This is a genomic window from Paraliobacillus quinghaiensis, assembly GCF_003426025.1.
In the GTDB taxonomy this organism is placed as follows: domain Bacteria; phylum Bacillota; class Bacilli; order Bacillales; family Amphibacillaceae; genus Paraliobacillus_A; species Paraliobacillus_A quinghaiensis.
This window is the reverse complement of sequence record NZ_QJSH01000016.1, coordinates 48,512-60,882: the sequence shown is the minus strand read 5'-3', so window position 1 is coordinate 60,882 and position 12,371 is coordinate 48,512. Positions and strand designations below refer to the sequence as shown.

The 12,371-nt window shown below is 36.1% G+C and carries 14 protein-coding genes and 1 pseudogene; 1 reads left to right on the top strand and 14 read right to left on the bottom strand.

Features of this window, described 5'->3' with window-relative positions; genetic code table 11:
* From D2K40_RS11435 to D2K40_RS11375, 13 genes and pseudogenes are all read right to left on the bottom strand, one after another.
* On the bottom strand, window positions 1–217 hold a 217-nt coding region (locus tag D2K40_RS11435; protein ID WP_162879199.1), incomplete at its 3' end, for a helix-turn-helix domain-containing protein.
* 214 nt (window positions 218–431) lie between these two features.
* Window positions 432–854: pseudogene (locus tag D2K40_RS11430) on the bottom strand (MsnO8 family LLM class oxidoreductase); the annotation flags it as partial.
* Window positions 855–995: 141 nt separating this feature from the next.
* The gene (locus D2K40_RS11425; RefSeq protein ID WP_117156057.1) at window positions 996–1,751 is read right to left on the bottom strand and encodes an amino acid ABC transporter ATP-binding protein; all 756 of its coding nucleotides are present in this window, start codon (window positions 1,749–1,751) and stop codon (window positions 996–998) included.
* Between the two features lie 9 nt (window positions 1,752–1,760).
* A complete protein-coding gene (locus tag D2K40_RS11420; RefSeq protein ID WP_188618821.1) occupies window positions 1,761–2,468 on the bottom strand; it encodes an amino acid ABC transporter permease in 708 nt (235 codons plus the stop codon).
* Window positions 2,452–3,225: an amino acid ABC transporter substrate-binding protein gene (locus D2K40_RS11415; RefSeq protein ID WP_117156055.1), complete on the bottom strand. Its 774-nt coding sequence runs from the start codon at window positions 3,223–3,225 to the stop codon at window positions 2,452–2,454. The genes D2K40_RS11420 and D2K40_RS11415 overlap by 17 nt, the downstream gene beginning before the upstream one ends.
* A 778-nt stretch (window positions 3,226–4,003) precedes the next feature.
* Window positions 4,004–4,594 carry a bifunctional phosphoribosyl-AMP cyclohydrolase/phosphoribosyl-ATP diphosphatase HisIE gene (gene hisIE, locus D2K40_RS11410; protein ID WP_373285577.1) on the bottom strand — a complete coding sequence of 197 codons (591 nt, stop codon included), beginning with the start codon at window positions 4,592–4,594 and terminating at the stop codon, window positions 4,004–4,006.
* A gap of 58 nt (window positions 4,595–4,652) precedes the next feature.
* The gene (hisF, locus tag D2K40_RS11405; RefSeq protein ID WP_117156051.1) at window positions 4,653–5,411 is read right to left on the bottom strand and encodes an imidazole glycerol phosphate synthase subunit HisF; all 759 of its coding nucleotides are present in this window, start codon (window positions 5,409–5,411) and stop codon (window positions 4,653–4,655) included.
* Window positions 5,408–6,115, bottom strand: coding sequence for a 1-(5-phosphoribosyl)-5-[(5-phosphoribosylamino)methylideneamino]imidazole-4-carboxamide isomerase (gene hisA / locus D2K40_RS11400; protein WP_117156049.1), 708 nt, complete (start codon window positions 6,113–6,115; stop codon window positions 5,408–5,410). Before hisA ends, hisF begins: the two co-directional genes overlap by 4 nt.
* On the bottom strand, window positions 6,115–6,711 hold the full coding sequence (hisH, locus tag D2K40_RS11395) for an imidazole glycerol phosphate synthase subunit HisH (RefSeq protein ID WP_117156047.1): 597 nt from the start codon (window positions 6,709–6,711) through the stop codon (window positions 6,115–6,117). The genes hisA and hisH overlap by 1 nt, the downstream gene beginning before the upstream one ends.
* Window positions 6,708–7,295, bottom strand: a complete 588-nt coding sequence (hisB, locus tag D2K40_RS11390) for an imidazoleglycerol-phosphate dehydratase HisB (RefSeq protein ID WP_117156045.1) — start codon at window positions 7,293–7,295, stop codon at window positions 6,708–6,710. The genes hisH and hisB overlap by 4 nt, the downstream gene beginning before the upstream one ends.
* Window positions 7,296–7,312: 17 nt before the next feature.
* On the bottom strand, window positions 7,313–8,596 hold the full coding sequence (gene hisD, locus D2K40_RS11385; RefSeq protein WP_117156042.1) for a histidinol dehydrogenase: 1,284 nt from the start codon (window positions 8,594–8,596) through the stop codon (window positions 7,313–7,315).
* The gene (gene hisG / locus D2K40_RS11380; RefSeq protein WP_117156040.1) at window positions 8,593–9,213 is read right to left on the bottom strand and encodes an ATP phosphoribosyltransferase; all 621 of its coding nucleotides are present in this window, start codon (window positions 9,211–9,213) and stop codon (window positions 8,593–8,595) included. Before hisG ends, hisD begins: the two co-directional genes overlap by 4 nt.
* A complete protein-coding gene (locus D2K40_RS11375) occupies window positions 9,210–10,337 on the bottom strand; it encodes an ATP phosphoribosyltransferase regulatory subunit (RefSeq protein WP_117156038.1) in 1,128 nt (375 codons plus the stop codon). The genes hisG and D2K40_RS11375 overlap by 4 nt, the downstream gene beginning before the upstream one ends.
* A gap of 158 nt (window positions 10,338–10,495) precedes the next feature.
* Between D2K40_RS11375 and hisJ the strand changes: the two genes are divergently transcribed.
* Entirely contained in the window at window positions 10,496–11,335 is an 840-nt protein-coding gene (gene hisJ, locus D2K40_RS11370; protein WP_117156036.1) for a histidinol-phosphatase HisJ, read from the top strand.
* 65 nt (window positions 11,336–11,400) lie between these two features.
* On the opposite strand, the gene D2K40_RS11365 is transcribed toward hisJ, so the two are convergent.
* Window positions 11,401–11,883: a hypothetical protein gene (locus D2K40_RS11365; protein ID WP_117156034.1), complete on the bottom strand. Its 483-nt coding sequence runs from the start codon at window positions 11,881–11,883 to the stop codon at window positions 11,401–11,403.
* Window positions 11,884–12,371 lie beyond the last annotated feature (488 nt).

Sequence of the window (12,371 nt, the reverse complement as noted above, 5' to 3'; positions counted from 1 at the left end):
TGTTGTATTTATTTAAACACTTCCCTTTCCAGTTGTTCGCTGGTAGGTGACCATTTTGAACCATTTCTCGGGCAATATACCAATAAGCATCTTTTTCTTTTTGTTTCCCGAAAAAGAAGTTAAAAACGAACCTGGAACAACCAATGGTTTTATTGATAAGTTCAGTCTGTTTTTTATTGGGATAGATGCGAAATTTATAGGCTTTGTTTACAATCATAGTTTCACCCCCTCAATAGCTCAATTATACCATTTTCGAGAAAAGTTCACAAACATTTGTTCCATACTTTAAGGAGGAGGTGTGTAAAAAAACTCTTATGTAGTTACTTACATGTAGCACTCAAACATTCGGACAATTGAGATAGCAAATGCCATCCCTTGCCCGAAGCCGATTCATCTCATGACTGAAGTCACGAGTGTTCTCGGCTAATATATAAACAACCATATAACTCTTCTAATTGTCGTGGAAATGAGCTCATGCTTTTCTTAATATGGTCGGTTAATGCTAAGCGTGTTTCATTTGATCCACCAGGTGAACGTCCTAGCCCTAAGTCAATTCTTTCAGGATACATAGCTTCCAACATGCGAAAATTTTCTGCTACTTTAAGGGGAGCGTATTGCGGTAACAAAACACCTCCAGATCCAATTTGTATAGAACTTGTTGCGCCTGCTAAACGAGTCATCAATATTTCTGGTGAAGAGCTTGCTAAACCATTTGTATTATGGTGTTCAGCCACCCAATATCTTGTATAACCTAAATCTTCTGTTATTTTTACTAATTCTACTGCTTGATTAAGTGCTTCTTCAGGTGTAGAGTCTTGGCCGATTGGTACTTGATTTAATACACTTAGTCTCATTTTTGTACTTCCTTTAGTGTTAATTTTCCTTCAGTATACAAGATTTGGATTAGAAAACCAAAACTCATTGCTCAATTAAAAAGTCCAGATATAGAAAGTTTATCATCACTTCCCATTTCTGGATATTCCCTTCCTTCTACTTTATGAAGGGTTCAATATTCGATCTAAAAATTGCTGTGTTCTTTTTTCCTTAGGTGCTTTCAGGATCTCTTCAGGAGGACCTTGTTCTACAATATAACCATCATCCATAAAAATAACCTCATCAGATACTTGGGACGCAAATTGAACTTCATGTGTGACAATAGCCATTGTCCAATTTTCTTTTGCTAGATCTCTTATCACTGTTAACACTTCACCAATTAGTTCTGGATCCAAAGCAGAAGTTGGTTCATCAAATAACATTAAATCTGGCTCAATTGCAAGTGCTCTAGCTATTCCTACTCGCTGCTGTTGCCCACCAGAAAGCTGATGTGGATATAAGTGCATTTTATCTTTAAGACCAACTTTCTCTAAAAGCCCTTCTGCCATTTGATTCACTTCATTTTTATTTCGCTTCTGAACGATAATCGGTCCCTCTGTGACATTTTCCAAAGCAGTCTTATGCGGAAAGAGATTATAAGATTGAAAAACCATTCCTGCTTTCCGTCTAAGTTTCAAAGCTTCCTGTTTGTTAATTTTATTTTCAAAATTAAGTGTAAGGCCATCGTCAAAAGTGAATATACCCTTGTCCGGCTGTTCTAATCCATTTAAACAGCGCAACATCGTTGTTTTTCCTGATCCAGAAGGACCCATTATAGATAGAACCTTTCCTTTTTCAATTTCTACATCAATATTCTTTAAAACTTCCAGATCACCGAATGATTTAGCTAAACCTTTTATTGATAATAACAATCCCATTCCCCCTTTCTATGTGGCTGTGTATCTTTCAAGATGTTTTTCTAATGCCTGTTGAACCAACGATAGTAAGAAACAGATAATCCAGTAAAGGACAGCTGCTTCAATGTAGATCAACATAAAATCATAGGTAACTGCTGCAATTTCTTGTGCTCTACGAAATAGTTCGGTAACAAGGATTAAAGAAGCAAGGGAGGTGTCTTTAACCAAACTAATAAATGTATTGGATAAAGGTGGTACAGAAACTCTTGCTGCTTGCGGTATAATAATCCGCTTCAGCACAGTATTTTGTGTCATCCCTATCGTATATCCAGCTTCCCATTGCCCCTTTGAAATCGACAGAATAGATGCTCGAATAATTTCTGATGCATAAGCCCCAACATTGAGACTGAATGCTATTATCGCACTCGGAAAGGGATCAATTGTGATATTTAGACTTGGTAATCCGTAGAAAATAATAAATAATTGCACAAGTAGTGGCGTACCTCTTATTGCCGAAACATAGATAACTGCTGGTACACGTAGGATAGGTGATTTAGACAGTCGCATGATTGCTGTTAATAAAGCTAAAACTAGTCCTAACGTAAACGAGATCAGCGTAAGAGGTATGGTATATTTAATTGCTCCTAAAAACATAGGAAGAAGGGAGTTAACAAATAACTCCCAACCTTGTAAATCTCCCGTTATCGAAAATAGTACCATATTATTTAGTGGAAACATCTTCACCAAACCAACTTTCAGAAATTTCCGCTAATGTCCCGTCTTCTCTCATCGCTTTCAATTGCTCGTTTACAGCATCTACTAATTCTTCATTGCCTTTATTAAATGCAAAAGCTGTTTCAGAAACATTGTCTTCTTCTGCCACTATCTGAACATCTTCATCACCTTGCTGATTCAAATAATCAAGAACAGCAAGTTTGTCATTAACTGTTACGTCCGCACGATTCTGCTTTATTAATTCAATAGATTGGGCGAGTCCTTCTACACTAACGATCTCAGCGCCATTCTCTCGTGCAATGTCACCAAAGTTACTAGTCAACGATTGAGCAGAACTTTTACCTTCTAAATCTTCAAAAGAATTAATATCCTCATTTTCAGCTGGGGCAACAACAACAGCCGATGAGTACGTATATGGATTCGAAAAATCATAGTTTTCCAAACGATCTTCATTAATTCCAACTTGGTTTGCTATTAAGTCAAAACGTTCTGAATTCAATCCAGCAAACATTGAATCCCATTGTGTTTCCATAAAGTCTACTTCGACACCCATACGATCTGCTACTTCTCTAATAACCTCAACATCGTAACCTGTTAATTCACCAGCATTATTATGAAAAGTAAATGGCGCATATGTTCCTTCTGTTCCTACAGTTAGAACACCCTCTTCCATAACTTCATCGTAAAGATTTGTTGAACCACATCCAACTATCAATAGTGCGAAACCAATTATAAATGTTCCTATAAATATCTTTTTCATTTTATAAACCCCCATTATTTTTATCGGAATAACATGTTATAAGATCATAACACATGCCTACAGTAGATGTAAAAGGTTTAGCATGTATAATTTATATATATTTTGAGTTTAATTTTATTTATTATACTCGAGTAATAATTTCATTACCTAAATGATTCCCGATAGAAAAACTGGGCAAACACGCCCGGTCCTTTTTAAACACTTTTTCTAAAAGATCGTAGTTTATGACACAATTTCTATAAACTCCGTCGTAATTACTCGTTATCCCGCTACCGGAATCAAAGGCTTTCCCTTTCCACGGGCACGGCCTCAGCTAACTTGGTAAAGAAGACCACTTTACCAAGTGGATCTTCGGCTCGCGCTGTTCCCGTAGGAGTGAAAAGCCTTTGATTCCTATGCTAGTTAGAAGAGCTAATCCTGATTTATATCTGACAATCAATAAGCTTTTTAGCTGCTAAAATGGTCTGTAATGCGATATCAAATTTTCAGACTATCTAGCGGATCAAATGAAATTAGCGACACTCCTGCAGGAACAGCACGAGGTGAAGATCCACTCGGAGGCGTTATTTGCCTCCGAGTTAGCTGAAGCCGTGCCTGCGGAAAGGGAGCTAATTTCATTTGAGAAGCGGGTCAGTACTAGTAACTTAAGTTACTAGTTGCGACGGAGTTTACCTCAAGTTCGAATATTTACAAACAACAGTGTTTACGAAAAAGCCTTAATTATTGGTACATCAGGGTAAAACTTATACTACTATAAAAAAAGAAACTGAAAAGTGTTTTACCACTTCTCAATTTCTGGACGATCACCTTTACTATTCCCTTTTTTAAGAAAACGATTCTCTAATTCCTGTTTAACATCATCTAATGAGACAGATTGATCACTCATTAAAACAAATGTATGGTAGAGTAAATCACTTACTTCCAAGATAATCTCTTGTTTATCTTGATTTTTTGCAGCTATCACTACTTCTCCAGCTTCTTCAATCACTTTTTTTGCTATTTTATCAATGCCTTTGTCAAATAAATAATTGGTATAAGAATTAGCTACGCGCATTTCTTTCCGTTCTTCCACTTCAGCCATTACTTTATCAATAATTGATGCATCTATCTCTTCTGTTTGAGTTGAATTCGCTTCTAATATAGGGGTGAAAAAGCAACTCGTTTTACCCGTATGGCAGGCGGGTCCTTTTGGCTCAACACGAATTAAAAGCGTGTCTTGATCACAATCAAGATCAATTGAAACAACTGATTGTGTATTTCCCGATGTAGCGCCTTTATGCCAAAGTTCCTCTCTAGATCGAGAGTAGAACCATGTCTCTTTTGTTTCTATTGTTTTTTGATACGATTCCTCATTCATATAAGCTAGCATTAACACATCTTTTGTTTGGTTGTCTGTTACAATTGCAGGTACTAATCCCTTAGAAAAATCAGGCTTCACGTATATTCACTCCTTGTGATTTGCAGCTATCTTTCACTTCTTTAATTGAGAAAGTATTTTCATGAAAAATTGAGGCTGCTAAACCAGCAGATACATCTGTTTTTTGAAATACTTCCGGAAAATGATCAGGATGGCCAACACCGCCAGATGCAATAACTGGTATCCGAACAACATCAACAATTGCTTTTGTTAAGTTCAGATCAAATCCATTTTTAACGCCATCCGTATCAACACTCGTTAGCAATATCTCACCTGCACCTCGTTTTTCAACCTCTTTTGCCCATTCAACAGCGTCTAATCCACTATCCTTACTACCACCATGTGTCATTACATGCCAACCATCATCAAAACGTTTGGCATCAATTGCTACGACAATACATTGTGCTCCAAATCGATTAGAAGAACTCGTGATTAGGTTTGGATCGTTAACTGCTGCAGAATTCATACCTACTTTATCCGCTCCAGCCTGCAATAAACGCGTGACATCTTCAATTGTTCGGACGCCACCCCCAACAGTAAATGGTACAAATACATTTCTAGCTGTTTCTCGAACAATATCAACCATTGTATTGCGTCCTTCATTAGTAGCAGATATATCAAGGAAAATAATCTCATCTGCACCAGCTTTTGAATAACTAGCTGCCATTGCAACAGGATCGCCTAATTCACGTAATGAAACAAAATTCGTTCCTTTTACAACTCTTCCCTCTTTGACATCTAAACATGGAATAATGCGTTTCACGATCATACAGACGGTTCTCCTTTCAACGTTACCGTGCCCTGATAGATCGCCTTACCTACAATTGCCTCCTCAATGCCAATTGCAGCTAATGCTTCGATATCTTTATCGCTACTAATCCCACCTGACGCAACTATTTTACAAGAAACATTGGCTAGTAACTTCTCTAAAGCATCAAGATTAGGACCCATCATGGTTCCATCTTTTGAGATATCAGTAAATACAATCGTTTGGACTCCTAATTGCTCCATTTGTTTCGCAAAAGTAACGTAATCTAATTCGGATACTGTTTCCCATCCATGAATCGCAACTTTTTCATCCTTTGCATCAATTCCAACAACAATGTGTTCTGCATATTTAGCTAAAGCCGCTTTAAGAAAATCCTGATCCTCAATTGCTGCCGTACCAAGTACTAAACGATCTGCACCAGCTTCAATTAACTTTTCCACTGTTTCCATGTTTCTAATTCCGCCACCGATTTGAATTGGTACTGTTGATATTTCGCATAATTTACTAATTAACTGATATTGTCGTGCTGAACCATCACGTGCACCATCTAAGTCAACAATGTGAACAATCTCTGCACCATTTGCAAGAAACGTCTTTAGTTGTGTGACTGGATCACTTCCAACTTGTGTTGTTTTATTAAAATCACCTTGATATAACCGTACACATTTTCCATCTATCAAATCAATTGCTGGTAAGATCTTCATTATGCTACCTCCTGTAAAAATGCCTTTAAGATTGCTAAACCAACTTCGCCACTTTTTTCTGGATGAAATTGAATCCCGTATATAAGTCCACTTCTAACAATTGCCGTTACGTTTGGTCCATATTCTGCCGTTGCGACAATATATTTATCATCTGTGTTTGCCGCAAATGTATGGACAAAATAAACATGCTGATCTTGAAAATCAACAAAATTCGGTTCGTCGGGTGTGATATCCAAAGCGTTCCATCCAATATGCGGTAATAGATAAGGCGTCTCTATTTTTTCTACTGTTCCCGGGATTAAATCCAGTCCTTTTGTTGTTCCGTTCTCATAACCTTCTGTAAACAGTAATTGCATTCCTAAACAGATTCCTAAGAACGGTTTATCTTTCGCTAAGGATTGTAGTACTTCTTTTAATCCTCTTTTTTCTATTTCTTCTACAGCAGCTTGGAATGAACCAACACCAGGTAGAATAATATGTGATGCAGCTTCAAGTTTTTTCGAGTCATCGGTAATGATAACGTCATACCCTAAATTGTTAAGTGCCGTTTTGACACTCGCAATATTCCCCATTCCATAATCAACGATTGCTATCATTCGATTAGCCCCTTTGTGGAATTTACACCTTCAATTTCAGGATTAATTTTAATTGCTTCTGCTAAAGCTCTACCCAATGCTTTAAAAATAGCTTCTACTTTATGATGTGTATTAATACCGTACAAGACTCGCGCATGTAGTGTTATACCAGCTTGAAAAGCAAAGGCTTGTAGAAATTCTCTAACTAACTCTGTATCAAAATTGCCGAGCTTTTGATTTTCAAAAGTTGCATCTAACACTAAGAATGGTCTACCACTTATATCAAGTGATACAAAACCAAGCGTTTCATCCATTGGTACGTAAGCTGTACCATAGCGGTTAATTTGCTTTTTATCCCCTAATGCTTCCTTAATTACTTGGCCTAAGACAATCCCCACATCTTCTACAGTGTGATGACTATCGATATGTAGATCACCTTTAGCTTTTACAGTTAATCCAATCCGACCATGTCTGGCAAATAACTCCAACATGTGATCAAAAAAACCAACGCCTGTAGTGACCTCTACTACCTTATTATTATCTAAATTACAAGCAACATCGATTGCTGTTTCATTTGTTTTTCTTTGTTTACTAGCTGTGCGCATCAAAAGCACCTCACTTTTTAATTTTTCTTCAATCTTTTTTCAACAGCTCTGGCATGACCATCTAAGAACTCTTCTTTTGCAATAGTCATGACATCATCTGATGCCTGTTGTAATGCATTCTCTGAATAATATAAGAAGGTTGTTTTTTTAATGAAATCATCAACAGACAAACCTGATGAAAATCTAGCTGTTCCTGATGTAGGTAAAACATGATTTGGTCCGGCATAATAATCCCCTAATGATTCGGGCGTATAATGACCTAAAAATACGGAACCAGCATTTTTAATTTTACCTAAATAGTCCAGCGGGTTATCTAATTGAATTTCTAAATGCTCTGGTGCTAGCTTGTTAGCTAACCGAAAAGCTTCTTCTATATCTGAAACGTAAACTAGTGCGCTCTTTTCTTGTAACGAAGCTCCTGCTATTTCTTGTCTAGGTAATACAGCACATTGTTTTTCAACTTCTTTATTTGTAGCTTCAATAAGTGACTTAGAAGTAGAGAATAAAAACGATCGAGCATTCTTATCATGCTCTGACTGTGCAATTAAATCAGCAGCAACATAAACTGGGTTTGCTGTATCATCTGCAATAATGGCAACTTCAGAAGGACCAGCGATCATATCGATTCCAACGTCACCAAAAACAAGTGATTTAGCTGCTGCTACATAAGCGTTTCCTGGTCCAACAATTTTATCTACTGTTGGGACTGATTCTGTTCCATATGTTAATGCAGCAATTGCTTGAATGCCTCCGATTTTAAATATTCTATCTACACCTGCAATATCAGCAGCAACAGATAAAATTGGCGCTATTTCTTCTCCATCACGAGCAGGTGTTACCATAATCACTTCATCTACTCCTGCTAAAACTGCGGGAATTGCATTCATTAATACTGATGATGGATAACATGCAGTTCCACCTGGCACGTATATTCCAACTCGCTCAATAGCACGAAATAATTGGCCGGAAACAATATCGCTATCTACTTGCATGAATTTAGACGATTGCAGTTGTTTTTTATGAAATGCTTTAATGTTAGCCCCGGCTCTTTTTAATGCATCAATTGTGTTTGGATCCACTTGATTCCAAGCACTTTCTCTCTCCTCAGTCGTCACTTCCCAATTTTTAGGTACTGATCGATCGAACTTTGCAACATATTTCTCAAGTGCAACATCCCCATTTACCCGGATATCTGCAATTACTTCTTTCGCAACCTGATATACTTTCTCATCAACTTGGTTTTCTTTTTTTATATTTAAAAAATTCTCTTGAAAATTCTTTGATTGATAAATAGGAATCATATTAGCTCCTCCTTCTTTTGAAAGGATTGAATAATCGGTGCTAGCTCAGCCCGCTTTATTTTTAAGGAAGATCGATTGGCAATACAACGTGCACTAAATGAAAAGAATTCCTCTTGAATAACTAAGCCGTTCTCTTTCAACGTTGTGCCTGTCTCAACTATATCAACAATACCATCAGCCAGCCCTAAAATTGGTGCTAATTCAACAGAACCCTCTAGCTTTATAATATCAATAGATTCTCCCTTATTACGAAAATGTTCTTTTGTAATGCCAGTATATTTACTTGCAATTTTTTTCTTTTGCTCTGGCCACACTTTTCCTTTTTCAGTAGCAACCGCCATACGACATTGCCCAAATGGTAATGGTAATAAATCATATACATCTGGTTGAAATTCAGCTAAAATATCGCCACCTACGATACCTAAATCAGCAATACCATGCTCAACATACGTTGTCACATCTGGTCCTTTAGCAAAAATAAATTGAAATTCATCTGTTTCAACCCGTAATTTTCTTCCCTTATTTACAAGTGGTTCAATGTCATAATTTAGAGACTTAAAAAATTCAAGAAACTGCTTTTCTAACCTGCCTTTAGTTAATGCAATGCATGGTTTCATTCTTCAATCACCCTAAATTCATTATTATTGTCAATTACTATCTTTACAATTTTGTCATAGTCGTGTTGTTCTGGTAGTGTGTATTGAATATCAACAATACTGTCTGGATAAGAAGTTCGTAATCTTTCAGCAAAAACATGTGTTTCTACTGATGCTATGATACAAACGGTCTCTTTTTTATCAACTGTATCCAACTGATTTGCCAACACATCCACATCAAACGCTAATCCCACAGCAGATATCTTTTCATTAAATTGTTCATAGAGCTTATCATAACGTCCACCTGAAAAGCAGGTTGCACCATTTTGTTTTAAATAACCTCTGAACATAGTCCCGCAATAGTATGGTAAATTTTTAACACGACCTAAATCAACTAATACTTCTTGTATACCCAATCCTTGTAATACATTAACTAATTGTCCTAAATGATCTAAGATCGCTTTTAATCGAGGATTATCTGCCCAAAGTGTTTGATATTTTTCAATTTCATCTAGCGTACCATAGGCATCAATGACCTGTGTTAGACGTTTAGCTACAATAGGATGTCCTTTAGCTGTTGCAATTTCTTCAACTACATCCCGTCGTTTATCATGCATTGCTTGTCTTAGTTGTTCTTCTTCCGTTCTTTCTAAATTTAATGGCGCTGTTAATTCTTCAAAGATACCAGTATGCCCTAGTTCTATTAGATAATCTTCTATTCCTAATTCATTTAAGTACGTTACTGCAGTAAATAAACTTTCACTTTCTCCTAAAAATGGTTCTGTTCGAATAATTTCAATTCCAGCCTGTCTGCTTTCTGTCCCATCTTTATCATTACGAAAGACAGATCCTTGATACGACCATTTTAATTGTCCTGGATGTTGATTAACTAATGCACGAGCTATTGCAGTCGTCCAGTCAGCTCGAAGCACTTCAATTTCTCCTTCACGATTGAACCATTTCAACATTGCATGCAATTTCATTCCAACATGTTCATTTATAAATGTATTAGCATATTCCACAACTGGAGTTGAAATCGCCTTATAGTTACGGGATCTTACAACTTCTCGAAATATCTCATAAGCTTTCGCACGATTATCTAACTTATTGCCAATTTCATCTTGACTTCCTGCAGGTAAAAACATGTCAACACACACCTTTATTCTTTATTACGTTACCGCTTTACTTCAGTAAAGTGTTTGATTAGTTACACAATATCATGGTAATCCTATGATCGTCAATAAAAAACTTTTCTTTTCTAACTATACTATTTAAGATAGAATTAAGAAAGGGAGGGATGAAGATGCAACCTACTGGAGACTTTCATGTACATACTAATTTTTGTCCACATGGCTCATTAGATAAGATGGAATCGTATGTTAAAGAAGCCATAGAAAATAACTTACAGTATCTATCTTTCACAGAACATGCACCATTACCAAGGAATTTTATTGATCCAACCCCTGCCTCAGATAGTGCAATGAAATGGGAGGATGTTGAAGATTATATTAAAGAAGGTAATCGATTAAAAGAAAAATATCGTGATCAAATTAGCATATTAATAGGATTCGAGGTTGATTTTATTGAAGGGTATCATCAGGACACGGAGGAATTCTTAAATCAATACGGTGATCAAATAGATGATGCAATACTTTCTGTTCATATGTTAAAAGCACCAGATAATACGTATGTATGCATTGATTATAGTACAGAAGAATTCGAACGGATCATTTCGTTATTTGGATCAATTGAATTTGTTTATGAAACGTATTACCAGACAGTTAAATCAGCAATAAAGCATGACTTAGGAAAACACAAACCTACACGTATTGGCCATTTGACATTGATTGAAAAATTTGCAAACTTGTATCCAACAAATAAGACCTTTGATAGCGAAATCGACGAAATCTTAAAATTAATAAAAGAAAAAGGATATATGCTTGATTTAAACACAGCTGGACTTTACAAAACACATTGCAAGAGCATCTATCCGAATCAATCGGTAATCAAAAAAGCCAATCAGCTTTCCATACCGTTTGTTACTGGATCGGATAGTCATGAAGCAAAAACAATTGCGCGAGGTTTTGATCAGTTACCAACAGATATTATGCTTTCAGTTCCATCAAAAATATACAAAAGTTAACTTATTGCGAAAAAAATAATAGAGGTACATCCTATCGGAATTTGTATCTCTATTTTTATTTTTCTTTACAATAAATTCATAAGATTCTCGGTCTCTTTAATTAAATCATAATATTGTAATAGGACTTTGGTTAGAACAGCAATATATACAACAAGTAACAAAATAATGAGCCCTGAATGTATTTTACTTGGAATGTTCAATGGGTTATTTGAAATATGAAGCTTCTTTGATACAAAGCTAATGAAGACAAATAAAAATAATCCCAAAATAAGAAGTAAAATCGAAGCAAATGTCTGTTTCATTTCAATTGATAACAGCAAAAATTGAGTAATAACAGTTTCTCCCATATCTTCTTTCAATAATGTAATTTGATCAGTAAGCGTTCCATTCCAATTATATTTTTCTACTTCAAGTATACCGTCATCTAGTTCATCAACTTGAATACCTAATGGAACAGCAGTATCGCTACTGTATGCTAAATGCATATACAACATTAAAAGGCTTAGAGATAATAGTAACACAGATGCATTAAAAAGAACTTTCTTCATGTGCCACCTCCACTAATTTTGAACTACAGTAACTTAACGCCCTTATTTTAACATAAATATCCAACAATCACTTTAATCTTTTATATTTTTAATTAAGGTCTTTTAATAAACATTGTTACTCTTAATATTCAGACTCGAGATAAACTCCGCAATAATTAGTAACAAATTACTAACCCACTACGGAATCAAAGGCTTTCCCTTTCCACGGGCACGGCCTCAACTAATTTTTAGAAGGAAGTGCACTTCTAAAAATGGATTTTCGGCTCGCGCTGTTCCCGTAGGAGTGAAAAGCCTTTGATTCCTTCGCTAGATAGCGCATCTTTTTTCATATACCTTGCACTCTCTATTACCACTATCTTGCATTTTAATTAAATAAAGCATTTTAAATTCTTCTTAATTTGTGAACAACACTAGCGTATCAAGCGAAATCGGTGACACTCCTGCAGGAACAGCACGAGCTGAAGATCCACTCGAAGGCGCTTTTTGCC